General features: G+C 67.0%; 21 protein-coding genes. 14 read left to right on the top strand and 7 right to left on the bottom strand.

What is annotated here, in order from left to right:
* Positions 1-18: 18 nt before the first annotated feature.
* The 3 genes from ubiH to JNG39_RS17040 all read left to right on the top strand — a co-directional run bounded on the left by ubiH (position 19) and on the right by JNG39_RS17040 (position 3,526).
* Positions 19-1,230, top strand: a complete 1,212-nt coding sequence (gene ubiH / locus JNG39_RS17050; RefSeq protein WP_368313121.1) for a 2-octaprenyl-6-methoxyphenyl hydroxylase — start codon at positions 19-21, stop codon at positions 1,228-1,230.
* On the top strand, positions 1,227-2,435 hold the full coding sequence (locus tag JNG39_RS17045; RefSeq protein ID WP_368313119.1) for a UbiH/UbiF/VisC/COQ6 family ubiquinone biosynthesis hydroxylase: 1,209 nt from the start codon (positions 1,227-1,229) through the stop codon (positions 2,433-2,435). Before ubiH ends, JNG39_RS17045 begins: the two co-directional genes overlap by 4 nt.
* 296 nt (positions 2,436-2,731) lie before the next feature.
* On the top strand, positions 2,732-3,526 hold the full coding sequence (locus JNG39_RS17040) for a dienelactone hydrolase family protein (RefSeq protein WP_368313117.1): 795 nt from the start codon (positions 2,732-2,734) through the stop codon (positions 3,524-3,526).
* 349 nt (positions 3,527-3,875) lie between these two features.
* Here JNG39_RS17040 and JNG39_RS17035 read toward each other — a convergent pair whose 3' ends face one another.
* Positions 3,876-4,874: a polyprenyl synthetase family protein gene (locus JNG39_RS17035; RefSeq protein WP_368313115.1), complete on the bottom strand. Its 999-nt coding sequence runs from the start codon at positions 4,872-4,874 to the stop codon at positions 3,876-3,878.
* Between the two features lie 269 nt (positions 4,875-5,143).
* On the opposite strand from JNG39_RS17035, the gene ssb reads away from it, so the two are divergent.
* Both ssb and JNG39_RS17025 read left to right on the top strand, forming a co-directional pair.
* Entirely contained in the window at positions 5,144-5,743 is a 600-nt protein-coding gene (gene ssb, locus JNG39_RS17030) for a single-stranded DNA-binding protein (protein WP_368313114.1), read from the top strand.
* Between the two features lie 382 nt (positions 5,744-6,125).
* Positions 6,126-6,899, top strand: a complete 774-nt coding sequence (locus JNG39_RS17025) for a hypothetical protein (protein WP_368313113.1) — start codon at positions 6,126-6,128, stop codon at positions 6,897-6,899.
* A gap of 70 nt (positions 6,900-6,969) precedes the next feature.
* Here the strand turns inward: JNG39_RS17025 and JNG39_RS17020 are convergent, their stop codons facing one another.
* Positions 6,970-7,878: a LysR family transcriptional regulator gene (locus JNG39_RS17020; RefSeq protein WP_368313111.1), complete on the bottom strand. Its 909-nt coding sequence runs from the start codon at positions 7,876-7,878 to the stop codon at positions 6,970-6,972.
* Positions 7,879-7,975: 97 nt separating this feature from the next.
* On the opposite strand from JNG39_RS17020, the gene JNG39_RS17015 reads away from it, so the two are divergent.
* A complete protein-coding gene (locus tag JNG39_RS17015; protein ID WP_368313110.1) occupies positions 7,976-8,845 on the top strand; it encodes an aldo/keto reductase family oxidoreductase in 870 nt (289 codons plus the stop codon).
* Positions 8,846-8,926: 81 nt separating this feature from the next.
* Here JNG39_RS17015 and JNG39_RS17010 read toward each other — a convergent pair whose 3' ends face one another.
* Positions 8,927-10,054: an aminotransferase class I/II-fold pyridoxal phosphate-dependent enzyme gene (locus tag JNG39_RS17010; protein ID WP_368313108.1), complete on the bottom strand. Its 1,128-nt coding sequence runs from the start codon at positions 10,052-10,054 to the stop codon at positions 8,927-8,929.
* Positions 10,055-10,165: 111 nt separating this feature from the next.
* On the opposite strand from JNG39_RS17010, the gene JNG39_RS17005 reads away from it, so the two are divergent.
* From JNG39_RS17005 to ligD, 5 genes are all read left to right on the top strand, one after another.
* Positions 10,166-11,044: an EamA family transporter gene (locus JNG39_RS17005; protein ID WP_368313107.1), complete on the top strand. Its 879-nt coding sequence runs from the start codon at positions 10,166-10,168 to the stop codon at positions 11,042-11,044.
* 503 nt (positions 11,045-11,547) lie between these two features.
* Positions 11,548-11,802, top strand: coding sequence for a hypothetical protein (locus JNG39_RS17000; protein ID WP_144915597.1), 255 nt, complete (start codon positions 11,548-11,550; stop codon positions 11,800-11,802).
* A gap of 147 nt (positions 11,803-11,949) precedes the next feature.
* Entirely contained in the window at positions 11,950-13,860 is a 1,911-nt protein-coding gene (locus JNG39_RS16995) for a CocE/NonD family hydrolase (RefSeq protein WP_368313105.1), read from the top strand.
* A gap of 166 nt (positions 13,861-14,026) precedes the next feature.
* Positions 14,027-14,947 carry a Ku protein gene (locus tag JNG39_RS16990; protein ID WP_368313104.1) on the top strand — a complete coding sequence of 307 codons (921 nt, stop codon included), beginning with the start codon at positions 14,027-14,029 and terminating at the stop codon, positions 14,945-14,947.
* Position 14,948: 1 nt separating this feature from the next.
* Positions 14,949-15,821, top strand: a complete 873-nt coding sequence (gene ligD / locus JNG39_RS16985) for a non-homologous end-joining DNA ligase (RefSeq protein ID WP_368313103.1) — start codon at positions 14,949-14,951, stop codon at positions 15,819-15,821.
* Between the two features lie 125 nt (positions 15,822-15,946).
* On the opposite strand, the gene JNG39_RS16980 is transcribed toward ligD, so the two are convergent.
* The 4 genes from JNG39_RS16980 to JNG39_RS16965 form a co-directional block, all read right to left on the bottom strand.
* On the bottom strand, positions 15,947-17,167 hold the full coding sequence (locus JNG39_RS16980) for an AGE family epimerase/isomerase (protein WP_368313102.1): 1,221 nt from the start codon (positions 17,165-17,167) through the stop codon (positions 15,947-15,949).
* The gene (locus tag JNG39_RS16975) at positions 17,164-18,141 is read right to left on the bottom strand and encodes a carbohydrate kinase (RefSeq protein WP_368313101.1); all 978 of its coding nucleotides are present in this window, start codon (positions 18,139-18,141) and stop codon (positions 17,164-17,166) included. The genes JNG39_RS16980 and JNG39_RS16975 overlap by 4 nt, the downstream gene beginning before the upstream one ends.
* A gap of 81 nt (positions 18,142-18,222) precedes the next feature.
* Entirely contained in the window at positions 18,223-19,452 is a 1,230-nt protein-coding gene (fucP, locus tag JNG39_RS16970; RefSeq protein WP_368313265.1) for an L-fucose:H+ symporter permease, read from the bottom strand.
* Positions 19,453-19,572: 120 nt separating this feature from the next.
* The gene (locus JNG39_RS16965; RefSeq protein ID WP_368313099.1) at positions 19,573-20,622 is read right to left on the bottom strand and encodes a LacI family DNA-binding transcriptional regulator; all 1,050 of its coding nucleotides are present in this window, start codon (positions 20,620-20,622) and stop codon (positions 19,573-19,575) included.
* Between the two features lie 169 nt (positions 20,623-20,791).
* Here JNG39_RS16965 and JNG39_RS16960 point away from each other — a divergent pair, with 169 nt between their 5' ends.
* The 3 genes from JNG39_RS16960 (at position 20,792) to JNG39_RS16950 (ending at position 25,486) form a co-directional block, all read left to right on the top strand.
* A complete protein-coding gene (locus JNG39_RS16960; protein ID WP_368313098.1) occupies positions 20,792-23,140 on the top strand; it encodes a GH92 family glycosyl hydrolase in 2,349 nt (782 codons plus the stop codon).
* A gap of 106 nt (positions 23,141-23,246) precedes the next feature.
* Entirely contained in the window at positions 23,247-25,043 is a 1,797-nt protein-coding gene (locus tag JNG39_RS16955) for an ATP-binding protein (RefSeq protein ID WP_368313097.1), read from the top strand.
* Positions 25,040-25,486 (top strand): response regulator, encoded by a 447-nt coding sequence (locus tag JNG39_RS16950; RefSeq protein ID WP_368313096.1) that lies wholly within the window; start codon positions 25,040-25,042, stop codon positions 25,484-25,486. The genes JNG39_RS16955 and JNG39_RS16950 overlap by 4 nt, the downstream gene beginning before the upstream one ends.
* Positions 25,487-25,505 lie beyond the last annotated feature (19 nt).

Below are 25,505 nucleotides of genomic sequence, written 5' to 3'. Positions count from 1 at the left end.
GGGGTTTATCATGCGTGCATGACCCCATCCCATCCCATCCTCATCGTCGGCGGCGGCCTGGTGGGCGCCAGCCTCGCCATCGCGCTGGATACCGCGGGCATTCCCGCCACGCTGGTCGAAGCCGCGGCCCCCCGCCTGGGCGACCAGCCCAGTTACGACGAGCGCAACCTGGCCCTGGCGCGGGCCACCGTGAACGGCCTGAAGGCCATCGGCGTGTGGGATGTCGCCGCGGCGCGCGCCACCCCCATCCTGCACATCCACACCAGCCGCGCCGGGGACTTCGGCAGCGTGCGCATGGATGCGGCCGATGAGGGCGTCGATGCCCTCGGTTGGACGTTGCCCGCGCGCGAACTCGGCGATGCGCTGCTGCGCCGCCTCGATCGTTGCCGCCTGCTCACGCGGATGGCACCCGCTCGCGTCGAAGGCATTCGGGCGGTCGACGGAGGGTGGGCCGTCACGGTGGCGGAGTCCGGCGGCGCGTCGCGCGAGGTCGTCACGCCGCTGCTGGTCGGTGCCGACGGCACCGCGTCCGGCGTGCGTGAGCGGCTGGGCATCGCCGCTAGGGAGCATGATTACCGCCAGTCGTTGTTCGTGAGCACGATGATGCCCGAGCGCGACCCACGGGGACGCGCCTTCGAGCGATTCACCGACCACGGTCCGGTGGCCGTGTTGCCGCTGGCCGAACGGCGCGTGGGCGTGGTGCTCACGGTCGACTCGGCGGAAGTGGACGCGGTAGCGGCGATGGACGACGCGGCCTTCGCGGCCTTCGCGCAGGAGCGGTTCGGCTGGCGGCTCGGCCGCCTCTCGCGGCCCGGCAAGCGTTTCCCCTACGCCATTCGCCGTGTGGCGGCCGATTCGGTGGTCGCAAATCGCGCGGTGCTCGTGGGCAACGCCGCGCAGACCATTCATCCGATCGGCGCCCAGGGCTTCAATCTCGGTTTGCGCGATGCGCTCACCCTGGCCGAACTCGTGGCCGATACGGTCGATCCGGGTTCGGAGGCGTTGCTCGCCGAATACGCCCGTCGTCGTGCGCCGGACCGGGACGGCACCATGGCGATGAGCCACGGACTGATCCGCCTGGCCTGCCTCGAGCAGCCGTTCCTCGGCCCCCTCCGCTCGCTCGCCATGTTGGCACTGGACCGGGTGCCGCCACTGCGCCACGCCCTGGGTCGCCGGGGCATGGGATTTCGCGCCAACGCGCCGTTCGCTGTGCGGGAGAAAACACCATGAATACCGTCTGGCAGGACGGCCCGCGTCGCCGTGGCGGCATGGCCGACGTCGCGGTGGTCGGCGGCGGCATGGTCGGTGCCGCCGCGGCGCTCGCGCTGGCTCGGGCCGGGTTCGAGGTGGTGCTGGTCGATGCGCGCGCACCGGCGGCGTGGTCGGCCGATGCGGAGCCCGACCTGCGGGTGGTCGGGCTCGCTCCCTCGTCCATCCGGCTTCTCGACGGGCTGGGGGCCTGGGACGGCATTCGTCGGGCGCGCGCCTCGGCCTACGAGCGCATGGTGGTCTGGGATGCCGAAAACGGTGCCACGATCCATTTCGACGCGGCCGACGAAGGCCGCGACGTGCTCGGTTACATCGTCGAGAACGACCTCGTGCAGGCCATGCTCTGGCAGGGGCTCGACGAGGCCGGCGTGCGTCGCGTCGTCCCTGGCGAGGTGGTTGCCTGCGAAACGCGCGACGATCACGCCCGCCTCGCACTGGCCGACGGCCAGACGATTCCGGCGCGGCTGGTAATCGCGGCCGACGGCGTGCACTCGCCGTTGCGAGCCATGGCCGGCATCGGTACGCATGGCCGCGACTACGCCCAACGCGGCGTCGTCGCCCACGTGGAAACCACCCTGCCGCACCAGCGCACCGCGTGGCAGCGTTTCCTGCCCACCGGCCCCCTGGCCTTCCTTCCGCTGGCCGATGGACGCTGCTCCATCGTCTGGTCGCTGCCCGACGCCGAGGCCGCCCGCGTGCTGGCACTCGACGACGAGGCGTTCCGCAACGAACTGGGCGTGGCGAGCGATTTTCGCCTGGGGCCGATCGGTGCCGTCACGCGACGCATGGGTTTCCCGCTTCGCCTCAAGCTGGCCGATCGGTACGAATCCGGGCGTATCGTGTTGCTTGGCGATGCCGCCCACACGGTGCATCCGCTGGCCGGGCAGGGAGTGAACCTCGGCCTGCGCGACGTGGCCGAACTGCGCGACACGCTGGTTGCGGCCCGCGATGCGGGGCGCGACATCGCCGCCACCCACGTGTTGCGCCGCTACGCCCGCCGCCGACGCAGTGCCGATGGCCTCGATGCATGGTCGTTCGATGCGCTGGCGCGCGTGTATGGGTGGAAGGCTTCGCCGCTGGTTGCCGCGCGTGGCCTGGGTATTCGCCTGCTCGATGGATGGGCGCCGTTGAAACGGCAGTTGATGCGCCACGCTGCTGGCGGGTGAGCGGGTCGCGGATCGTTCGCCGATACGATCGGCTCCCACCCCTTCGGTAGCGGGATCGTCGGGACGGGCTGGCTGCCCGAAGGGCTTCCCTTGTGTCGGCAGTGGGCTCATCGACCGCCCCGGTTATCCGATGGTCTCGTACCGCTTCGGTAGCCGGCTCGTCGAAAGTCCGCTGCAGGCGGATGGGAGCCGGCCGTGGCGGCGATCCTGACCACGCCGTGACCTCGCATGGGTATCGCATCGGTGACGACCGGGCAGACGCTATGCTTCCCTCATCTTCCCAGGGAGTCACTCCGATGCGTCGCTCGCTGCTTGCCCTATCCCTCATGGTTCTCGGTGGCGCGGGCTCCGCGCACGCTGCGATGGTCGCCAAGCCGGTCCAGTGGACCGACCAGGGCGTCACCTACAAGAGCTTCCTGGTCTACGACGATGCCGTGAAGGCGAAGCGCCCGGGCCTTGTGATGGTGCCGAACTGGTTCGGCGTGAACGACATGGCCGTCGCCAAGGCCAAGGACATCGCGGGCAAGGACTACGTGATCCTGCTCACCGACATGTATGGCGAAAATATCCGCCCGAAGAACGAGAGCGAGGCCAGTGCCGCGGTAAAGCCGCTTTACGGCGATCGAAAGATCATGCGCGAACGCGTCACCCGCGCCTTGCAGGCGTTGAAGGCGCAGGAGACGACGGCACCGATCGATCCGGCGCGCCTGGCCGCCATCGGCTTCTGCTTCGGGGGATCGAGCGTGCTCGACCTGGCCCGCGCCGGCGCCGACGTGGCCGCGGTGGTGAGTTTCCACGGCCTGCTCGCCGACGATTCGAAGCTGCCCGGCAACATCCACGCCGCCGTGCTGGCGCTCAACGGCGCCGACGACCAGAACGTGCCGGCGTCGCAGCGGGAGGCCTTCGAGAAGGAGATGACCGCCGCCAAGGTCGACTGGGCGTCGACCGACTTCGGCGGCGCGGTGCATTGCTTCACGGAGAAGGAAGCCACCGCCGCCACCGGCAATTGCCGTTATGACGACAAGGTGGCCAAGCGGGCTTATGCGGCGATGCGGGCGTGGCTGACCGAGGCGTTTGCCAGGAAAGGCTGAGGCGGCCGGGTTCGCCGATACGATCGGCTCCCACCCCTTCGGTAGACACTTTCCTACCGGAGGGTCGGGAGCCGATCGTACCGGCGAGCGCCAACAAGGCTCTGTAGCCGGTGATAGAACCGTGCCTCCTCCTACCGGCGGGTTGGGAGCCGATCGTATCGGCGAGCGCCAACAAGGCGCTGTAGCCGGTGATAGAACCGTGCCTCCTCCTACCGGCGGGTTGGGAGCCGATCGTATCGGCGAGCGCCCACAAGGCGCTGTAGCCGGTGATAGAACCGTGCCTCCTCCTACCGGAGGGGTGGGAGCCGATCGTATCGGCGAAAAGCCAACGAAGCGCTGAAGCGGAAACTCAGAACCGCCGCTCCACCGCGTAATCCGCCAGCGCCAGCAGGGCATCCCGGTGCGCCGACGGGGCCAGCGCGCCTAGTGCTTCCCTTGCCGCCGCCGCATGCGCTGCCGCCTTGGCGTGCGTGCGCTCCAGCGCCCCGGAATCGCGGATCGAGGCGACGATGCGATCCAGCGAATCCAGCCCGCCATGCTCGATGGCATGACGCAAGGACGCCAGCTGCTCGGCGTCGGCCGACTGCATGGCATAGATCAGCGGCAGGGTGGGCTTGCCTTCGGCGAGGTCGTCGCCGATGTTCTTGCCGAGGGTTTCGGCATCGGACACGTAGTCGAGCAGGTCGTCGGCGATCTGGAAGGCGTAGCCCAGTTCCATGCCGTAGCGGCGCAGTGCGGCCGTCTGCGTGTCGTCGAGGCCACCCAGGACGCCGCCCAGTTCGGTCGCCGCGGCGAACAGCACGGCTGTCTTGCGCTCGATGACCGCCAGGTAGGCCGCTTCGTCGACGTCGGCGTTGCCGATGTTGAGCAATTGCAGCACCTCGCCCTCGGCGATGGTGTTGGTGGTGTCGGCGAGGATGCGCATGATGCGCATGTCGTCGAGCTCGACCATCAGCTGGAACGAGCGCGAGTAGAGGAAATCGCCCACCAGCACGCTGGCGGCGTTGCCCCACAAGGCATTGGCCGTCTTGCGCCCGCGCCGCATGTCCGACTCGTCCACCACGTCGTCGTGCAGCAGGGTGGAGGTGTGGATGAACTCGATGATGGCGGCGAGCTTGGCGTGCTCCTTGCCCCCGTACCCGGCGGCTCCGGCCGCCAGCACGTGGAGCATCGGGCGCAGGCGCTTGCCGCCGCCGGCGATGATGTGGTCGGCGATGCGGTTGATCAGCACCACGTCCGAGGCCAGGCGGCTACGGATCAGCGCATCGACCTGGGCCATGTCGTCGGCGGCGAGGGCGCGGACGCCGGCGAAATCGAGGGAGGGCTGGCTTTCGGCGATGGAGTGCATGGTGCCTTGGGATGGGGTACGGGCGGATCAGCGGACATTATAGGGGTAGCCCGGTTGGGGAGCGTTCACGAAACCGGGCCGGCTTGTCCGATGTTGCCCTCGGAGTGGTGAAGGCCGTGACCGCGCCGGCGCGGACGGGTGTTTACGGCGGGGCCCCCATCGCAGAAACTACACGGTCCGCCCCCGCACCGGCGCCCCGTCGCCTATATCATCGGAGGGCGCCCTCCGGGTCATCCGGGCGGACCAGACACGCATCACGAGGGAAATCCATGGCACGCGGCATCAACAAGGTCATCATCGTCGGCAACCTCGGCGCGGATCCGGAGACGCGCTACACCGGCAGCGGCACGGCGATCACGTCCTTGCGCATCGCCACCTCCGAGAACTGGACCGACAAGCAGTCGGGCGAGAAGCAGGAACGCACCGAATGGCACCGCGTGAAGCTGTTCGGCAAGCTCGCCGAAATCGCGGGCGAATACCTGAAGAAGGGCCGCCAGGTCTACATCGAAGGCTCGCTGCGCACCGACAAGTACACCGACAAGGACGGCGTCGAGCGCTACAGCACCGACATCATCGCCAACGAGATGCAGATGCTCGGGGGCCAGGGTGGCGGTGAAGGCGGCGGCTTCGGCGGCGGCCAGGGCGGTGGCCAGCGTTCGCAGTCCCGCGGCAACTTCGGCGGCGGCCAGGGCGGCGGTGGCGGTGGCGGCAACTGGGGCGGCGGTGGCGGCCAGCAGCGCAGCGGCGGCAACGTCGGCGGCGGTTCGCGCGGCGGCGACGATTACGGCCAGCAGCGCGGTGGCGGCGCCCCGCAACGCTCGGCTCCGCCGGTCAACGAAGGCTTCGACGACGACGATATTCCGTTCTGAGGCATCTCCCCGCGAGTCCTCCGTAAAGCCCCCGACGCATCGGGGGCTTTTTTCTTGGCTCGTCGCGAACGTTCGTCTGGCTTCGCGCGACGGGCATCCATATTTACCACCTCATCGTGCCGGCACGCTCCTATCGTGACCTCTGGTACTGGGTCCGTTCGCGGGTGAGGTGAAAAGAATGGAAGTGCTTCGCTCCATGAATGCATGGGTTTCGGCAGGCGAGCACGTGGCGGCGCCGGCCGTGGATGCCTCGGGAGGGCGCTCTCCGGCGACGGCGGAACCCGTGGTTCGCAAGGTGGACGATCCGTGGATGAATGCCGCGTGCGGACGGCCGTCGACGACGGCGTCGCGCCCTCGCCGCGCGGCGGCCGTGGGGAGCACGGTGATCACCGCGCTGAACGCGAACGCGAAGCCGGAAACGAAGGCCAGGGCGACGCTGCCGAATGCCCTTTATCGTCTCTCGTACTCGTTGCCCGGTGTCGGCAACGGCCTGACCCAGCTGACTTTTCCCATGAAAATCGATGCGGCCCAGCAAAGGAGGGGGCCGAACGATGCGGGACACTATTACGCCATGCAATTCGACGTAAACGACTTGAAGGGACGCCGTGCGGCGACCGGTTATATCGGTTTGCAGCCGCGCCAGGATGGCAAGGCGTTGGTGGCTTTTTCCGGTTTCGGTAAATCGTTCCGTGCACCGTCGGGGATACCGAGTGCGGACGGAGGGCCGGGCGCGAGCAACGCGACGCTCATCGATTTCCGGTTCGGCCATACCTACGAACTCACGATCGAAAGGGATGCGGGCGATCGCCGGATGCTGAGCGCATTCGTGCGCGACGTTACCCGCGCGGCGAACCCGGGTGCCCCACGGTACGTCAAGAGCTTGCGTATGGATCGGGACGTGCTGTTGGCGGGCAGGCAGACCGGATTCGTCGAACACTACGGCAAGAGCCTCGGCAGGAGTTCGGACATCGCCTATACGGCGGGCACTTTCCATGCGCCCTTCGGCACCTCCGAGCAAGGCAAGATCCTGCATGGTTCGCTGACGCAGGGTGAGTTGCACGGACGTTTCCAGCATTCGACCCTTGGCCATCGCAGCATCACGACGGTCGGGCGACGAATCGTGGAGGTGGCACTCGGGATTCGTGGCGCAAGCTGAGGACGTTCCATGCGCGTGCAGCGACAGGGTTCGAGTGGCCAGGCGCGGAGGTGTTGGCGAGTCCGCCGTACTAACGAGGTTCCCGACGGGATCGCACGAACTCCACGAAGGCTCTCAACGGCGACGGCAGATGCCGACGCCCGGGGTAATACAGGAAGGGACCGCTGAACGTCTGACACCACGACTGCAGTATGGGTACCAGGGCGCCGCTGTCGAAGTGCGGCTGCAGCCAGTCTTCGAACAGGTGGATGATGCCGAGGCCGCCGACGGCGGCTTCCACGGCGAGGTCGAACGATGCCCCGGGGCGTACGAGCAATGGGCCGCTCGGGTCTACGCGGATGACTTCATTCCCGCGCTCGTATTCCCAAAGGGGCTTGGCGCCTCCCGAGAACTGGCCGCGCAGGCATGCGTGCTTCAGCAGGTCGCTCGGATGCTGCGGTGTGCCGTGCAGGTCGAGGTAGGACGGTGCGGCGGCGGTGGCCAGGCATTGCGTGCGTGGGCCGATGGGCAGGGCGATCATGTCCTGCTCCAGGCGCTCGTCGTAGCGGATGCCGGCGTCGCACCCCGAGGCCACCAGGTCGACGAAGCTGTCTTCGATCATCACCTCGACGCGAACCTCGGGATAGGCCTTCAGGAAGGCCACCAGGATCGGCGCGAGTACCGTGCGCGCGACGTTGGCCGGGACGTTGAGGCGCAGCGTGCCGGTGGGTCGGTCGCGGTCCTGGTTCACCACGTCGAGCGCGGCTTCCAGTTCGCCGAGGGCGGGAGCGAGCCGTTCGGCCAGGCGCGCGCCTACCTCGGTGGGCGCGACGCTGCGCGTGGTGCGGTTGAGCAGGCGCGCGTCCAGCCGGGCTTCGAGTCGCCGCACCGCTTCGCTCAGGCGTGACGGGGAGGTATTTCCCGCACGGGCGGCCTCGCGGAAGCCGCCCGCGCGTACCACGGCGAGAAAGGCGATGAGGTCTTGCGGATCGGCGTCCATTGTTCGGTTTTCCGTACAGCCCGTGCCGATTCCACCGGATTATCGTGCAACCGGTCAATCCCTATGCTCGTCGACGTAGTCAACCCTGGAGACGCAGATGAGCAACGTAAGCAAGGCCGGCACCTATGCCCTCGGCGACCGCCGCGTGAACCGCATGGGCTACGGCGCCATGCAACTGGCCGGGCCGGGCGTGTTCGGTCCGCCGAAGGATCGCGCCGCCGCGCTGGCGGTGCTGCGCGAGGCGGTGGCCTCGGGCGTGAACCATATCGACACCAGCGATTTCTATGGCCCGCACGTCACCAACCAAATCATCCGCGAGGCGCTGGCGCCCTATGCGGACGATCTCACCCTCGTGACGAAAGTGGGCGCGACACGCGGCGATGACGCCTCGTGGAACCCCGCGATGCGTCCGGACGAACTGCGCAGAGGCGTGGAGGACAACCTCCGCCACCTCGGCGTGGACGTGCTGGATGTGGTGAATTTCCGCAACATGGGGGCCATCCACGAGCCGAAGGAAGGGTCGATCGCCGAGTCGTTCGGCGCGCTGGCCCGCCTTCGCGAGGAGGGCAAGATCCGCCACCTCGGCTTGAGCAACGTGACGCTCACCCAGGTCAAGGAGGCCCAGGGCATCGCGCCGGTCGTGTGCGTGCAGAACCAGTACAACCTCGTGCAACGAAGCGACGACGCGCTGGTGGACGAACTGCACGCGATGGGCATCGCCTACGTGCCGTTCTTCCCGCTGGGTGGCTTCTCGCCGCTGCAGTCCGATGCGTTGTCGGCGGTGGCCGAACGCCTGGAAGCCACGTCGATGCAGGTGGCACTGGCTTGGCTGCTGCATCGTTCGCCGAACGTGTTGCTGATACCGGGGACGTCGTCGGTGGGGCATTTGCGCGAGAACCTGGCGGCGGCCGAACTGGAACTGTCGGCTGAAACCGTGGACGAACTCGAGGCGATCGGCAGGCCGTAAGCCCCGTGTGGGAGCCGACTTCGCCGGTGATGCCAGGTTGCGGCAATCCCCATCACCAGCGGAGCCCGCTCCCACGAGGTATCAACCGGTCAGGTACCGGTCGACTGATTCCAGCGCTTGCGCGCAATCGCTACGGCCGAAACCGATGCGGAATCGATCCGCGGGCGTGGGCATGAGACGCGACGCGTAATTCGATGCGGGCAGCAGCAAGACGCCCGCTTCGTCCACCAGTCGGTCCGCGAAGGTCTCCACGCCCTCGGCTCCCAGGTAACGCGGATAGGCCACGCAACCTCCGTCGGGCCGGTACCACTCGAAGCGATCCGCCCAGCGCGCGAAGAACCGGTCGAGCAGATCGAGGTTGCCGTCGATCGTCGCGCGGATGCTGGCGAGTATCGTGTCGCGCGCTTTCAGGGCGATCGTCGCCAGGACTTCCGACGGCCCCGCGTTACAGATCGAGAGATAGTGCTTGTAGCGCTCCATGCGCTGCAGCACGTCGCGATCGCGGCAGGCGATCCACCCGATGCGCAGGCCGGGCAGGCCGTAGGCCTTGGACATCACGCCCAGCGACACGCCGCGCTCGTAGGCGTCCACCGCGGCCGGCAGGTGCACGGCGCCCGTCGGGCCGAGCTCGCGGTACACCTCGTCGCTGAACAGCCAAAGGCCATGTCGGCGGCAAAGGTCGACGAGGGCATCGAAACGTTCGCGCTCGAGGATCTTGCCGGTGGGGTTGTGCGGGAAGTTGATCGATACCAGGCGCGTGTTCGGGCGGATGGTGGCGGCGACGGCATCGATGTCGAGCGACCAGCCGTCGCGAGGGTCCAGCGCCACGCCGCTCACGTCGCAGATCGAGGCGGGGACGGTTTCCGCCGATTGATAGTTCGGCGTGACCACGATGGCGTGGTCGCCGGCGTCGAGCAGCACCTTCATCGCCACGTAGAGGCCTTCCTCCGCGCCCGCGAAGCAGAGCACGTCGTGGGCCGCGCGTGCCTCGTAGAGCCCGGCGATGGCCTGCCGCAGCTCCGGGTCGCCGTAGGTCTGGGTGTAACCCAGGTGCAGCGTGTCGAAGCGTTCGCGATCGTCGGGGGCGGCCAGGGCAAGCAACGCCGAGAGGCGCATGCTTTGCGCGTCGGATGCCGCAAGGTTGTAGCGCGCCGCGAACTCCCAGCGCGAGAAGTAGGTTTCCAGGCGGAAGTCGGGAAGGGCGGTCATGGCGGCGTTCCGGAAGTGACGAGACTATTTGTCTCAAATTTATAAAAAGTATTCAACGGGTGCGGGTCCGTCGCTCTCCCGCGGGCGGAGCGATGTCGATACAGTTCGCCGATGACCCACCATCGTCCCGTTCCCTGGCTCCCGGCCTTGGCCGTCCTCGGCTCCATCGTTTCGCTGTCCGTCGGCACGTCGTTCGCCAAGCGGCTGTTTCCGCTCGTGGGCGCCGAGGGTACCTCGGCCTTGCGCGTCGGGTTCTCCGCCCTGGTGCTCCTGGCTCTGTGGCGCCCCTGGCGCTGGCCGCTCAGCCGTCGCGATGCCGGCTACGTGATTCGCTATGGGCTCACCCTGGGCCTCATGAACCTGCTCTTCTACATGGCATTGCGGACGATTCCCTTCGGTATCGCGGTCGCCATCGAGTTCAGCGGGCCGTTGGCGGTGGCGATGCTGTCGTCGCGCCGCGCGGTCGACTTCGTCTGGCTGGCCTGCGCCATCGTCGGCCTGACCATCCTGCTGCCGCTCGGCCACGACGCCGCCCTCGACCGGACCGGCGTCCTGTTCGCGCTCGGCGCGGCGATCTGCTGGGCACTGTACATCCTGTTCGGCAACCAGGCCGGCCACCTGCATGCGGGGCACTCGGTGTCGCTGGGACTCGTCGCGGCGAGTCTTATAGTGGTGCCGTACGGCGTGGCCCACGCCGGCGCGAGCCTGCTCGACCCCTGGGTGCTGCTGGCGGGCCTGGGAGTGGCCGTGGTGTCCAGCGCGATACCCATGTCCCTGGAAATGATGGCGCTCAAGCGCCTGCCCGGGGAGACCTATGGCGTGATGGTGAGCATGGAGCCGGCGGTGACCGCGTTGCTGGCCATGGTCCTGCTCGGCGAGCATCTCGTCCCCTCGCAATGGCTGGCCATCGGTTTCATCGTGGCGGCCTCCGTCGGCAGCACGATCACCGTCGGACGGGCCCCGCCGCCATCGGCCGAACTGGCCGGATAGCGCTTCGAATGACCTTCGGAGACGGGCAATTGACAACCCGTACGTGGCTAGTCTCACTGGCGATTCGCAGGACACGAACGTGCTCGATGGCGCCGTGAACCGGGCCTGTACGCCGATGTTCGGACCTCCACGCGTGCCTCTCACCTCTCGCGGATCATACGTTTGCGTGATAATCGCCGTTGCTGCCGACCGTCCGTCCCGCCCCATCGCCCGGCGTCGTGCGGTTTTGGGGTGTAAACTGCAACTTCGTAATGACAAAATGATTCGCCGGCCGCGTGCGTGAAGACCCGATTCCTCTGAAAATGAGCGGGAACGTGTCTTGCCTCCGGCTGGGCTCGCTTCACCGTTGTCCGATCCTTTCGCGCGACCGTCCCGGATGGGAGCGCCCAGGGGTGTTACATTGATCCGCCGGCAGGAGCGGCGAAAGCCGTAGTGGGCCCTTCGTTCGAGGGGTACCTGCGCCGTGCCTGCATCCATAAATAACGAATGAGGAGTCTCCCATCATGAAGCTTGCTTCGATCACTGTCCTGGCCTTCGCCGCCGTCGCCGCCCTGTCGGGTTGCAACAAGTCCGACGATTCGGCCGCCAACGCCCCGGCCGCCGCTTCCACCGCCCCGGCTGCCGCCTCGACCGCCGCTGCCGCTCCGGCGGACAACAGCGCCGCTCCGGCCGCTGCGTCGACCGCCGCTCCGACCGAGGCTCCGGCCGCCGCCGGCACGGCTGCTCCGGCCCCGGCTTCGACCGCCGCCCAGCAGTAATACGCCTCATCGAAAGCCCGTCGCGCCTCCAAAGGCGTGGCGGGCTTTTTTCATGCCACGGGAAAGCATGACCGATGGCCTAGGTGATGCCATGCCGGATAGGGCAGGCTTGGAGGGTTTCGTCCCAGCCAACCGCAGGAAGGTCCCATGCCCGTCTCGCGTCGTCCCCTGTTCGTATCGCTAGCCCTCTCGCTGGCGGTCGCTTGCCCCTTCGCCGCTGCCCAGACCGCGCCGATGACGCCGGACATCCCGGCGAAGTTCGACCAGCCGACCGCCGCCAACGATTACGTCAAGCGGACCGTCGAGATCCCGATGCGCGACGGCGTGAAGCTGCATACCGTCATCGTGATTCCCAAGGGCGCGAAGCACGCGCCGATCCTGCTGACCCGCACGCCCTACAACGCCGATAGCCGGGCCGCTCGCAGCGATTCACCCACCATGCGCAACCTGCTGCCCGAGGGCGACGAGGTGTTCGTCGATGCCGGTTACATCCGCGTGTTCCAGGACGTGCGCGGCAAATACGGCTCCGAGGGCGACTACGTCATGACCCGGCCGCTGCGCGGCCCGCTCAACGACACCAAGGTCGACCATTCCACCGACGCCTGGGACACCATCGACTGGCTCAGCAAGAACGTGCCCGAGTCGAACGGCAAGGTCGGCATGCTGGGCTCCTCGTACGAGGGCTTCACCGTGGTGATGGCCCTGGTCAACCCGCATCCGGCGCTCAAGGTGGCCGCGCCGGAAAGCCCGATGGTGGACGGCTGGATGGGCGACGACTGGTTCCACTACGGTGCCTTCCGCCAGACCAACTTCGATTACCTCACCGGCCAGAACACCAAGCGCGGCAAGGGCACCTCGGTGCCGCGCGAGGGTTACGACGATTACGCCAACTTCCTGCGCGCGGGCTCCGCCGGCGACTACGCCCGCGCCAACGGTCTCGACCAGCTGCCTTTCTGGCGCAAGCTCAGCGAGCATCCCGCCTACGACGCTTTCTGGGAAGAGCAGGCGCTGGACCGCGAGATGGCGAAGCAGCCGCTCAAGGTGCCCACGATGTGGCTGCAGGGCCTGTGGGACCAGGAAGACATGTGGGGCGCCATCCATAGCTATCAGGCGATGGAGTCCAAGGACAGGAACAACGACATGAACTACCTGGTAATGGGCCCATGGCGGCACAGCCAGGTGAATTACAACGCCTCGTCGCTGGGTGCCCTCAACTGGAGCGGCGATACCGCGTTGCAGTTCCGCCGCGACGTGCTGCTGCCGTTTTTCAACCAGTACCTCGTCGACGGCGCGCCCAAGGCGAAGACACCGCCGGTGTTCATCTACGACACCGGCGCGGATCACTGGGACCGCTTCAACGCCTGGCCGCAGGGCAAGACGACGAAGCCGCTTTACCTCGAAGCGAATGGCGGCCTCTCGTTCACCGCCCCGGCCGAGGGTGCGGCGAAGTACGACGAATACGTGTCCGACCCGGCCAAACCCGTGCCCTACGTGCCGCGCCCGGTGCACTTCGCCGATCGCCAGTCGTGGACGACCTGGCTGGTGCAGGACCAGCGCTTCGTCGACGGCCGCCCCGACGTGCTCACCTACGTCACCGAGCCGCTGAAGGAACCGCTGCGCGTGGCCGGCGCGCCCCAGGTGAACCTCTACGCCTCCACCAGCGGCACGGACAGCGACTGGGTGGTGAAGCTGATCGACGTCTACCCGGACACGAACGCCTCGTCGCCGACGATGGGTGGCTATGAGTTGAGCGTGTCGATGGACATCTTCCGTGGCCGCTATCGCGAGAGCTTCTCGGCGCCGAAGGCGCTCACGGCGAATACCCCCTTGCAATACCGGTTCGGCCTGCCCACCGTAAACCACACCTTCCAGCCCGGCCACCGGGTGATGGTGCAGGTGCAGTCGTCGTGGTTCCCCCTGTACGACCGCAACCCGCAGACCTACGTGCCGAACATCTTCTTCGCCAAGCCGTCGGATTACGTGAAGGCGACGCAGCAGGTGTGGCACACGGCGGGGATGGCGAGCGCCATCGAGTTGCCGGTGGTGCAGGGTAAGTAACGACGGGCCAGCTTGCTTCGCCGATACGATCGGCTCCCACCCCTCCGGTAGTGAGCTTGCTACCGGAGGAGTGGGAGCCGACCGTGTCGGCGAAGGGGCTAGCCTCGACCTCGCATCCACATGCCCGGGGTGATCCTCAGGGTCCCGTGAGCCCGAGGATCGCCCCATGGCCCGTCCCATCTGGACCGGAACGCTCTCGTTCGGCCTGCTCAACGTGCCCATCCGCCTGATGTCGGGCGAGCGGCGCAACGACCTGCATTTCCGCATGCTCGACCAGCGCGACAACACGCCGGTCCGCTATGAGCGCGTCAATGCCGAGACCGGCGACGAAGTGCCGTGGAAGGAGATCGTCAAGGCCTTCGAGTACCAGAAGGGTAGCTACGTGGTGCTGGAGGAGGAAGACATCCGCCACGCGGCCAGCGACGCCCATGAAACGGTGGAGATCGACACGTTCGTCGACGGCACCGAGATATCCCCGGCTTACTACGAGAAGCCTTACGTGCTGGTGCCGGCGAAGAAAGCCGAGAAGGGTTACGTGTTGCTCCGCGAGACCCTGAAGAAGACAGGCAAGGTCGGGATCGGCCGGGTGGTGATCCGTACCAAGGAATACCTCGCCGCGGTGTATCCGCAGGGCGATGCGCTGCTGCTCAACCTGCTGCGCTACGCGTCGGAAATCGTGGATGCCGGCGAGTACGCGCTGCCGGACAAGGCGGCATCGGATTACCGGATTTCGTCGCGCGAGATGGACATGGCGGTCGACCTTATCAAGTCGATGTCGGGCAAATGGAAGCCGACGGATTACCGCGACGAATTCCGCGACAAGTTGCGCAAGGCGATCGAGAAGCGGCTCAAGAGCAAGGGCGTCACCGCCACGGTCGACGACGAGGACGAGCGCACGCCGGAGAACGCCACCACCAACGTCGTCGACTTCATGGCCTTGCTGAAGAAGAGCATCGGCGCCAAGGAGCGCACGCCGGCGAAGAAGACCGCCGCCAAGAAGGCGCCGGCCAAGAAGGCGGCGAAGAAGGCCGCGACGAAGAAGACGCCCGCGCGCAAGGCGCCAGCGAAACGACGCCGGGCGAGCTGACATGGCGGCGCTCACCATCGCGGGCGTCAACGTGACCCATCCGGAGCGCGAGGTGTTCGGGCCCGGTGGGCCGAGCAAGGGGGAGATGGCGGCGTACTACGAGAGCGTCGCGGCATGGATGCTTCCTGAGCTCGCGCGTCGACCGCTGTCGCTGGTGCGTTGCCCCGGCGGCCTGGGCAGCGCGTGTTTCTTCCAGAAACACCATGCCGACACGCTGGGCCGTCACGTCAAACCCGTGGTGCTGGAAGAGAAGGGCGGCGATGAAGCGCAGTACATCTATGTCGAGGACGTCGCCGGGGTCATCGAACTGGTGCAGATGAACACCCTCGAATTCCATCCCTGGGGTTCGCACGTGGACGATCCGGACAAGCCCGATCGCCTCATCTTCGACCTGGATCCCGCCAAGGGCGTGCCTTGGAAAGACGTCGTGGCGGCGGCGCGCGAGATACGCGAGCGCCTGGGCGATATCGGCCTGACGAGCTTCGTGCGCACGTCGGGCGGCAAGGGCTTGCACGTGGTGGCGCCGTTCCGAAGAGGACCGTCGTGGGACGCGGTGAAAGCCTTCTGCGAAGGCATCGCCGATGCCATGGTCGCCGATGCGCCGAAGCGCTACATCGCGCAGGCGAGCAAGGCCAAGCGCGAGGGCCTGATCTTCATCGACTGGCTGCGCAACGCGCGTGGGGCGACGAGCGTTACCGGGTGGTCGCTGCGGGCGAGGGAAGGGGCGCCGGTGGCGATGCCCGTGCGCTGGGAGGAGATTGCCCGCCTCAAAACGGGCGCGGCGTTCGATATGAAGAAGGCGCTGAAGCGGGCGAAGACGCTGGAGACCGATCCGTGGGCCGACATGGCCAACCTGAAGCCATCGCTCCCGTAGCGACTCACGGCCCTGGGTTCCCGCGTGCGCAGGAGCGACGAGCTACGAGATGGTAGTCCGTCGCTCCTGCGCACGCAGGAGCCCAGCGCCATGCGCGCGGTTTTCGCGAGGAGCCGGTTCGGCTCTTACTTCCCCTGCATCCGCCGCAACGACGCCATCACCTCGTAGCAAGCGCCCATCGTGTGATAGTCGGTCTTGCCGGCGGGGCTCTTCTCGTCGTCGTACTTCTCGTTCTTGCGTGTGAGGATGCGATACCAGGCGCCGTACTTATGGTCGACCAGGTGTTCCCAGCTGTACGCCCAGATCTTCTCGTACCACTGGTCGTAGGACGCATCGCCGGTGGCTTCGAAAAGCAGTTGCGCGGCGGCCAGCGACTCGGCCTGCACCCAGAAATACTTGTCGTCGTCGCACACCACGCCCTCGGGATCGAAACCGTAGGCGATGCCGCCGTATTCCTTGTCCCAGGCGAATTTCAGCGCATCGTCGAACAGGTGGCGCGCGGTCGGCACCAGCCAGTCCTTGTGGCGCGACGTGCCCTTGGTGTAACGCTCGAGCATCATCAGCAGCTTGGCCCACTCGGTCTGGTGGCCCGGCTGGAAGCCCCACGGGCGGAACAGGTGCTTCGGATTGTCGATGTTGTATTCCCAGTCGATCGACCAATCCGGGTGGTAATGCTCCCAGATCAGCTTCTGCGGGGTCAGGCCCGCCTGGCGCTGGGTCATGTTGTTCGCCAGGAGCATGGCGCGATCGAGGTAGCGATCGTCCTTCGTGGCTTCCCACGCGGCGATCATGGCCTCGGTCATGTGCATGTTCGCGTTCTGGCCGCGATAGGTGGTGAAGTTCCAGTCCTTGTCGGCCTCGTCGCGATACAGGCCGTGCTCCGGTTCCCAGTAGCGCTTTTCGAGCAGGTCCCAGATCTCGTTCTGCCAGCCCTTCGCTTCCTCGAAGCCCACCTTCACGCCGCACGAGTAGGCCAGCAGCATGAAGGCCAGGCCGTAGCAGTGGTTCATCTGGTCGTCGCGCTTGCCGTCCTGGATCGTCCAGGCGTAGCCGCCGGTTTCGGGATTCAGGTGAACCTCGCGCAGGTACTTCAGGCCGTGCATCGCCAGGTCCTTGTCCTCGGGCTTGTGGAACTCGAGGTAGGCCATGGCGTGGTTGAACACGAAACGCGTGCTCGACACGAGATGGCGATGGCCGCGGTCGTAGACCGAGCCGTCGTCCTTGAAGTACTGGAAGAACCCACCGGCCTTGTCGACCTCGTTGGGCGCATAGAACTTCATGGTGGTGGCGACGTGCTCGCGCAGGACGTCGACGTTATGGAAATCGGGGAGGGGGACGTTCGTCATGCGTGCTTCTCCATGAAGGCCTTCACTTCGGCCTGGTCGGGGATGGCGGTGAACGAGCCTTTGCGGGTGGCGGTGATCGCGCCGCAGGCGGCGGCGTAACGGATCAGCGCGACGAGGCGTGCCTCGTCGGCCACCAGCGCATCGAGGTCGGCCGGCTTGACGCGCTGGTCGGCGAGGCGGGCGAGCAGGCCGCCCACGAAGGCGTCGCCGGCGGCGGTGGTATCCACCGCGTCCACCCGGTAGCCGTGGATCACGCCCCGCGCCGTGCGCGTGAACCAGCGCATCGGCTCGGCGCCGTCGGTCACCAGCAGCAGGCGCGCGTGGCCCTGCCACAGGCGTTCGAGTACGGATTCGTCGTCGCCGCCGTCGTGCACGGCGGCGAACTCCTCGGCGCTGAGCTTGATCACGTCGGCTTCGGACAGCGTCTGCCACAGGCGCGGCAGCTGGTCTTCGCCCTTGGGCCACAGGGCCGGGCGAAGGTTCATGTCGAAGCTGACCAGCGCGCCCGCCTCGCGGGCCCGCTGCATGCCCACGATCGTGGTCCGGGCGATGGCCGCCTCGGTCAGCGAGTTGGAACAGACGTGGAAGACGGCCAGGCCGTCGAACGCGTTGGCGCGGAAGTGCTCCGGGCGGAACAGCAGGTCGGCGGCGGGCGGACGGTAGAAGCTGAAGCTGCGGTCGCCCTTGGCGTCGTGGGCCACGAAGGCCAGTGCCGTGGGCGCCTCGTCGGTGCGGGCGACGTCCTCGGTGCCGACGTCGAGGTCGGTGAGGCTCTTGAGCAGGAAGTCACCGAACATGTCGCGGGCCAGCATGCCCGCGAAGCGCGCGCGACCGCCCAGGCGGGCGGCGGCGACGGCCACGTTGGCGGGCGCGCCGCCGGCGAAGGGTACGAAAGCGGGAGGCTGACCGGCGCCGCCCTGGGGCTGTGCGTGGAAATCGATCAGCGCCTCGCCGAAGCAGAGGATGGAAGACATGCGAACGGCGTGTCCTTGGGGGCGAGGGATGGAAAAAACACGGTGGCCGGCATCGTGCCGGCCACCGTCATGCGGATGGGATCAGCGCGACGCGACGGGCACGTTGCGGACCTTCGAGCCGCTCAGGCCATAGAACACGATGTACGCGTAGCAGATGAGCGGAATGAAGAAGGCGTGTTGCAGGCCGATGGCATCGGCGATCACGCCCTGCAGCCAGGGAATGATTGCGCCGCCCACGATGGCCATGATCAGCAGCGACGAGGCCTTGCCGGTCAGCGGGCCCATGCGCTCGATGCCCAGCGAGAAGATCGTCGGGAACATGATCGAGTTGAACAGGCCGATGACGACGATGCTGTACACCGCGACGGTGCCGGTGGTGACCATGGTGGTGATCACCAGCAGGGCGTTGATCACGGCGAACACGGCCAGCAGCATGCGCGGCGAGAACCTGGCCAGCAGCGCCGAGCCGATGAAGCGGCCGACCATCGCGCCGCCCCAGTAGAACGCCACGTGGCTGGCGGCGACCGCGCCGGTCATGTTGCCGATTTCGGGCAATTGCAGGTAGTTGATCATGAAGCTGCCGATCGACACCTCGCCGCCCACGTAGAAGAAGATGCCCAGCACGCCGAAGAACACGTGCGGGGTCTTCAGGGCGTCCATCAGCGAGTGCTGGCTGTCGTCGGCCTTCTCGGTGGTTTCTTCCAGGGCGGGCAGCTTGAACAGGTAGACGCCGATCGCCAGCAGCACGAGCACCACGGCCAGGCCGATGTACGGACCCTGCACGGTGGAGGCTTCGTGCGCGCGATAGGAGATCTGCTCCGCGGCGTTCATCTTCGCGATGTCGGCGCTGCTCTTGACCTCGCTGGAGAGGATGAGGAAGCCGCCGAAGAACGGCGCGAGGAAGGTGCCGAACGAATTCAGCGCCTGGGCCAGGGTGAGGCGGCTGGAGCTGGTCTTCTCGGGGCCGAGCAGCGCCACGTAGGCGTTGGCGGCCACCTGCAGCACCGTGATGCCCGTGGCGAGGATGAACAGCGCGCCGAGGAAGAAGCCGTACACGCGCATGCCGGCGGCGGGCCAGAACAGTGCCGCGCCGATACCGGAGACGATCAGGCCGGCGACGATGCTCTTCTTGTAGCCCAGCGCGGCGACGACCCGGCCGGCGGGCAGCGACATGATGAAGTAGGCGCCGAAGAAGGTGAACTGGATGAGGAGCGCCTGGGCGTAGTTCAGTTCGAACACGGCCTTCAGGTGGGGGATGAGGATGTCGTTCAGGCAGGTCAGGAACCCCCACATGAAGAAGATCGTCGTCATCACGCCCAGGGCAAGGGGGAAGTAGGTGTAGCGGGTATCACCCGTACCCGCCGAAGACGACGAGCTGGGCAATGGCGAAGGACCTGTGGCCATGGGGCGCTCCTTTGTTTGTTATTGGTATTAGGGTGAAGTCGGCGGGCAGCTGCTTTCGCGCACTACCAGCCGGACGGGGGCGATCGTATAGGCCGTATCCGTCTCGGGATTGCCCAATCGTTGCAGGATCAGTTCGGCGCTGCGCCTGCCCAGGCCCCGCGGGTCGACCGCGATGGTGGTGAGGGGAGGCACGCAGACCGAGGCTTCGGCGACGTCGTCGAAGCCCGTCAGGGCGAAATCCTCGCCGGGACGGCGTCCGCGGCGCGTGAGCCCCAGCATCAGGCCCAGCGCCACGGCGTCGTTGTAGCAGACCGCCGCGGTCGGCGCCGGATCGCGCGCGAACAGCGCGCCGGTCTGGCGCGCCGCTTCCAGGCGCGTCGGCGCGCTCTCGATGAGCCAGTTCGGCTCCACCGTGAGGCCCGCGTCGCGCATGGCGCTCATGTAGCCGCGGCGGCGCTGTTCCACGGAGCTGGAATCGCGGTGGCCGCCGAAGAAGGCGATGCGCCGGTGGCCGAGCGCGATCAGGTGCTCGGTGGCCAGGCGCGCGCCGTGTTCGTTGTCCATTTCCAGCGTGTCCCAGCGATGGGTGCCTTCGTCGTCGGGCAGTTCGCGGTTGAACACGAGAAGGGGGGTGTGCATGCCCACGGCGGAAAGCACGCGCTCGCCTTCGCTGCCCTCGGCGGGCGACAGGATGATGCCCGCCGGGCCGTGCTCCACCAAGGAGGTGAGCACGGCCTGCTGGCGCTCGGGCGATTCACCCGTGTTGCCCAGCAGGGTGACGTAGCCGGCGCTGGCCAGCGATTCGTCGGCGCCGGCGGCGAATTCGGCGAAGAAGGGGTTGCCCAGGTCGTTCACCACCAGCCCGATGCTCGATGAGGTGCGGCGGCGGAGGTTGGCGGCGGCCCGGTTGTAGACGTAGCCTTGCCGCTTGAGCTCGGCCTCGACGCGGGCCCGGGTGGCGGAGTTGACGAGCGGGCTGCCGCGCAGCACCAGCGAGACGGTGGCTCGCGATACATCGCAACCTTGGGCGATATCGGCCAGCGTCACCTTGCGGCGCTGCGGGGTGGTCCTCGGCATCGTTACTCCTTCAAACGATCTAAACCGGGCGATGATCGCGCGGTGGTGTCTTGGATGCATCACGCACTGCAACATGCGCGACGTCGGCATCTTTGCTACTTTCTGACTGTTTGTCACGATCCAAATGATCCTGACCGCGAATCACGCGTCCATTCGAGGGGTACCACCGATGCCGAACCCGTCCCGCCTGCGCCGCGGCCTGCTTGCCGCCGCCCTGTACCTGGCCCTGCCCGGGCTCGCCCTGGCCGCGTCCTCCGGCAAGGGGCACGACGCCGTCGCCTCGGTCGACCCGCTGATCGGCACGGGTGGCGACGGCCACACCTTCCCCGGCGCGACGGTTCCCTTCGGGATGATCCAGCTTTCGCCGGATACGGCCATGCCGGATTTCAAGCACGCGTACAAATACGCCGCCGGCTACCAGCACGGCGATTCGAGCATCATGGGTTTTTCCCATACGCATTTCTCCGGCAGCGGCCATTCCGACCTGGGCGACGTGCTCGTCATGCCCATCGCCGGCGACGTGAGGCTGGACCCCGGTTCCCCCGACCAGCCCGGTAGCGGTTACCGCTCGCGTTTCGACCACGCGAGCGAGAAAGCCGAGGCAGGGTACTACGCCGTCACCCTGGCCGACTACGGCGTGCGTGCCGAGTTGACCGCCGGACGGCGGGTGGGCTGGCACCGCTACACCTTCCCCAAGGGCAAGCCCGCCCACCTCCTGCTCGACCTGCGCCCCAGCATCTACGATTACGATGGCAAGGTGCTGTGGTCGTCGCTGCGCGTGCGCGAGGACGGCACGGTCACCGGCGGCCGCACCACGCGTGGCTGGGCCCCGGGCCGCCAGTTGTATTTCGCCATGCGCTTCAACCAGCCGCTGGCCTCGCGCAGCCTGAAGAACCGCGAGCAGAACGTGCCCTACCGGGGCTTTTCCGGTCCGGGCAACCGCGCCGAAGACACCGACGGCCTGAGCGGCCGGGCGCTCGAGGGCGTGTTCGACTTCGGCAACCTCGACAAGCCGCTGGTCGTGAAGGTCGCCATTTCCTCGGTGAGCGAGGACAACGCCGTCGCCAACCTCGACAAGGACGGCGCCGGCTTCGACTTCGACGCCCGCCGCGGCGAAGCTCGCGACGCCTGGGAGAAAACCCTGTCCGTGGTCGACGTGCAGGCCCCCGCGCAGACCCGCAAGACGTTCTACACGGCGATCTACCACGCCATGCTCTCGCCCACGCTGTCGATGGACGTCGACGGCCGCTACCGCGGCCCGGACGACCAGGTGCACCAGGCCAAGGGCTTCGACTTCTATTCCACCTGGTCGCTGTGGGACGTCTACCGCGCCCAGCAGCCGCTGATGACCCTGCTCGAGCCGGAAAAGAGCAGCGATTTCGTCAGCTCGCTCATCGCCGCGCGCGAGGCCAGCCCGTTCGGCATCCTGCCCGTGTGGGCATACCAGGGCATGGAAACCTGGTGCATGATCGGCTACCACGCGGTGCCGGTGATCGCCGATGCCTATATGAAGGGCATCCGCGGTTACGACGCGAACAAGGCCCTGGAGGCCATGGTGGCCAGCGCCACCTACGGGCCCTATGGCGGCCTGGACGATTACATGAAGCTCGGCTACGTGGCGATCGACCGTTCGCCGGAAGCGGCCTCCAAGACGGTGGAATACGCCTTCGACGATTGGTCGCTCGCGCAGATGGCCAAGGCCATGGGCAAGGACGACATCGCCGCCACCTTCAACAAGCGCGCCGGCAACTGGAAGAACAGCTTCGACACCAAGACCGGCTTCCTGCGCGCGCGCAAGAGCGACGGCAGTTACCGGGAGCCGTTCGACCCCTCGTCGGCCGCCTACGGCAGCGACTACACCGAAGGCAACGCCTGGCAGTATTCCTGGTACGTGCCGCAGGACGTCGCCGGCCTCATCGACGCGCTCGGCGGCGCCGATGCCTTCGTCAAGAAGCTCGATTCGGTGTTCGACGCCAAGGTCGACCCCAAGTCGTTCGCCCACGTGGAGGACATCACCGGCCTCATCGGCTGGTACGCCCACGGCAACGAGCCCAGCCACCACGTGGCATACCTCTACGACTATGCCGGCCAGCCCTGGAAGACCCAGGAGCGCCTCACCGAGATCATGAAGAGCCAGTACTCGCCGACGCCGACGGGGCTGGTGGGCAACGACGATCTCGGCCAGATGTCGGCCTGGTACACCTTCACGGCGCTGGGCTTCTACCCGGTGGCGCCGGGCAGCAACCAGTACGTGATCGGCCGCCCGTTCGTGGAAAAGGCCACGCTCAACCTTTCCAACGGCAAGCGTTTCACGGTCAGCACCGACCACCTCGACGCGAAGCACCCGTATGTCGGCAAGGTCACGCTCAACGGCAAGCCCCTGGACCGCACCTTCATTCGCCACGAGGAGATCGTGGCCGGCGGTGAGCTGCATTTCTCGATGCAGGAGGCCCCGGCGAAGGATTGGGCGACCGGCAGGGGCGCGCAGCCGTACTCCATGAGCCAGCCCGCGAACTGACGGGTTTCTTTCGCTCCCGTCACGCGGACTTCACGGATGTAAACCGCCCCCGCGTTTACAATGCCCGTTCTGGCCGAACGGGAATCGTCGCGGGGATGACGGAAGCATGATCGAACGCATTGGGTTGCGCTGGCGGCTGGTAGGCCTGCTCGCCGCCGTGCTCGCCATCGTGGCTTTGCCGTACGTGGTGACCCGGTCCAGCGCCGAAGATGCGCTGAATTCGCGCGACTGGGTGACCCATACGGCCGACGTGAAGGCCAACGTCTACCGGCTCGATGCCGTCCTGCGCAGCAGTGAGGCGGCCATGTACACCTTGCTGGCCGGGGCGGAACACGACCCCGAACTCGACGAACGGATCGAGGCCCCACGCCGGAAAGTGCCGGAGATCCTCGCCTCGCTTCGTGAGATGACGCGCGACAACGCCGATCAGCTCAACCGGCTGGGCAACATCGAATCCATCGCGAGCGGGCGGCTCGCGCTCACCGACCAGGCCATGGTGCGCCTGAAGTCGGGCGACCGTGCCGGCGCGTTGGCCTCGATGGAGGATGCACGCCACATGTTTCCGGTGCGCGCCAAGGTGCTCGAGCTGCTCGACGAGGAGTCCAAGCTGCTCGGCGCGCGTCGTGCCCAGGCCCAGGGCCTGGCGTCCAACAACCGCGTGGTGCTGCTGGTGGCGGCGCTGGCCCAGATCGCCCTGCTCGGCATCGTGGTGATGGTGTCCGAGCGGCAGATCGCCATCCGCCTCGCCGCCGAATCGAAGACGGCCGAGGCTGTGATGCGCTCGCAGCTCATCGTGCAGGCGGTGCGCGAGCCGATCGCCATGCTCGACGGGGAATTGCGCACGCTGCTGGTCAATACCGCCTTTGCCGAACTCTATGGATTCGATACCGAAAGCGGCATCAACCACCCGTTGAACGAGATCGGCGAGGGGGCGTGGAGCGATACGGCGCTGCTCCAGCGACTGGCCGACGTGATCGCGCGCGATCGCGAGCTGTGGGATTACGAACTCACCCAGCGCACCGTCGACGGGGTCGATCGCTTCGTGGTGATCAACGCGCGCCGCATCGAGCAGCCCGACGACGCCACGCCGGCGGTGTTGCTGACCGTGAGCGACATCACCGCGCGAGCGCTCGTCGAACAGAAGGTCAACGAACTCAACCGCCAGCTCGAAGGCAAGGTCGAGCAGGTGTCCGACGTGAACCGCGAGCTGGAGGCCTTCAGCTACTCGGTGTCGCACGACCTGCGCGCGCCGTTGCGGCATATTTCCGGCTTCGCCGCCAAGCTGGAAGCCCACCTGGGCGACCGCGCCGACGACCGCATGCGCCACTACATCGACGTCATCGGCAGTTCGTCGCGGCGCATGGCGCAGCTCATCGACGACCTGCTGGTCTTCTCGCGTCTCGGCCGCGGCGCGCTGCGCCTGCAACCGGTCGACATGCAGTCGCTGGTGGAAGAAGCGCGCTCGCTGGTGGAATCGGACGTGGGCACCCGTCGCCTCGAATGGCGCATCGCGCCGATGCCCATCGTCATCGGCGACGAGAACATGCTGCGCACCGTGTGGCAGAACCTCATCGGCAACGCCGTGAAATACACCGGCAACCGGGAAGTCGCCCGGATCGAGATCGGCCTGGACCGCACGAGCGCGGGCGACTACGAATTCTTCGTGCGCGACAACGGTGCCGGCTTCGACATGCAATACGCGGGCAAGCTGTTCGGCGTGTTCCAGCGCCTGCACCGTGCCTCCGAATTTCCCGGCAACGGCATCGGGCTGGCGAACGTGCGACGCATCGTTGCCCGCCATGGCGGACGTACCTGGGCCGAGGGCGAGATCGACCGCGGCGCCACCTTCCATTTTTCTCTACCGGCCTCGGACGTTCCGGGCGCAAGAACGGGTGATTCATGAACAAGCGCGACCTGCGCACCATCCTCCTCGTCGAAGATTCGATGGCCGACGCCGAAATGGCGATCGACGCGCTTCGCGAGGCGAAACTCGCCAATCCCGTGGTGCACGTCGAGGATGGGGTGGAGTGCCTCGACTGGCTGCATCGTCGAGGCGCGCACGCCAATCGTGGTGACAGCGAGCCGGCGGTGATCCTGCTCGACATCAAGATGCCGCGCATGGACGGTCTCGAAGTGCTCCAGCATCTTCGCTCCGAAGAGCAGTGGAAGCGCCTGCCGGTGGTGATCCTCTCGTCGTCGCGCGAAGAGAGCGACCTCGCGCGCAGCTGGAACCTGGGCGTGAACGCCTACGTGCTCAAGCCCGTCGACGTCAATCAGTTTTTCCAGGCGGTGCAGACCCTGGGGCATTTCTGGGCCGTGCTCAACCAGCGCCCGGACGGCGAGTAATCGGGCAGGGGCAGCGGAT

The sequence above is a fragment of the Luteibacter sp. CQ10 genome (genome assembly GCF_040900725.1).
Lineage (GTDB): Bacteria > Pseudomonadota > Gammaproteobacteria > Xanthomonadales > Rhodanobacteraceae > Luteibacter.
This window is presented reverse-complemented; position numbering and strand designations above follow the sequence as displayed.

Excerpts from the sequence above, each read along its gene's own strand:
- ubiH (WP_368313121.1), top strand. The coding sequence starts at position 19 with ATGACCCCATCCCATCCCATCCTCATCGTCGGCGGCGGCCTGGTGGGC.
- JNG39_RS16955 (WP_368313097.1), top strand. The coding sequence starts at position 23,247 with ATGATCGAACGCATTGGGTTGCGCTGGCGGCTGGTAGGCCTGCTCGCC.
- JNG39_RS16960 (WP_368313098.1), top strand. The coding sequence starts at position 20,792 with ATGCCGAACCCGTCCCGCCTGCGCCGCGGCCTGCTTGCCGCCGCCCTG.
- JNG39_RS16975 (WP_368313101.1), bottom strand. The coding sequence starts at position 18,141 with ATGTCTTCCATCCTCTGCTTCGGCGAGGCGCTGATCGATTTCCACGCA.
- JNG39_RS17005 (WP_368313107.1), top strand. The coding sequence starts at position 10,166 with ATGACCCACCATCGTCCCGTTCCCTGGCTCCCGGCCTTGGCCGTCCTC.
- JNG39_RS17035 (WP_368313115.1), bottom strand. The coding sequence starts at position 4,874 with ATGCACTCCATCGCCGAAAGCCAGCCCTCCCTCGATTTCGCCGGCGTC.
- JNG39_RS17010 (WP_368313108.1), bottom strand. The coding sequence starts at position 10,054 with ATGACCGCCCTTCCCGACTTCCGCCTGGAAACCTACTTCTCGCGCTGG.
- JNG39_RS17040 (WP_368313117.1), top strand. The coding sequence starts at position 2,732 with ATGCGTCGCTCGCTGCTTGCCCTATCCCTCATGGTTCTCGGTGGCGCG.
- ssb (WP_368313114.1), top strand. The coding sequence starts at position 5,144 with ATGGCACGCGGCATCAACAAGGTCATCATCGTCGGCAACCTCGGCGCG.
- JNG39_RS16980 (WP_368313102.1), bottom strand. The coding sequence starts at position 17,167 with ATGACGAACGTCCCCCTCCCCGATTTCCATAACGTCGACGTCCTGCGC.
- JNG39_RS16995 (WP_368313105.1), top strand. The coding sequence starts at position 11,950 with ATGCCCGTCTCGCGTCGTCCCCTGTTCGTATCGCTAGCCCTCTCGCTG.
- fucP (WP_368313265.1), bottom strand. The coding sequence starts at position 19,452 with ATGACGACGATCTTCTTCATGTGGGGGTTCCTGACCTGCCTGAACGAC.
- JNG39_RS17045 (WP_368313119.1), top strand. The coding sequence starts at position 1,227 with ATGAATACCGTCTGGCAGGACGGCCCGCGTCGCCGTGGCGGCATGGCC.
- JNG39_RS17020 (WP_368313111.1), bottom strand. The coding sequence starts at position 7,878 with ATGGACGCCGATCCGCAAGACCTCATCGCCTTTCTCGCCGTGGTACGC.
- JNG39_RS16990 (WP_368313104.1), top strand. The coding sequence starts at position 14,027 with ATGGCCCGTCCCATCTGGACCGGAACGCTCTCGTTCGGCCTGCTCAAC.
- JNG39_RS16965 (WP_368313099.1), bottom strand. The coding sequence starts at position 20,622 with ATGCCGAGGACCACCCCGCAGCGCCGCAAGGTGACGCTGGCCGATATC.
- ligD (WP_368313103.1), top strand. The coding sequence starts at position 14,949 with ATGGCGGCGCTCACCATCGCGGGCGTCAACGTGACCCATCCGGAGCGC.
- JNG39_RS16950 (WP_368313096.1), top strand. The coding sequence starts at position 25,040 with ATGAACAAGCGCGACCTGCGCACCATCCTCCTCGTCGAAGATTCGATG.
- JNG39_RS17015 (WP_368313110.1), top strand. The coding sequence starts at position 7,976 with ATGAGCAACGTAAGCAAGGCCGGCACCTATGCCCTCGGCGACCGCCGC.
- JNG39_RS17000 (WP_144915597.1), top strand. The coding sequence starts at position 11,548 with ATGAAGCTTGCTTCGATCACTGTCCTGGCCTTCGCCGCCGTCGCCGCC.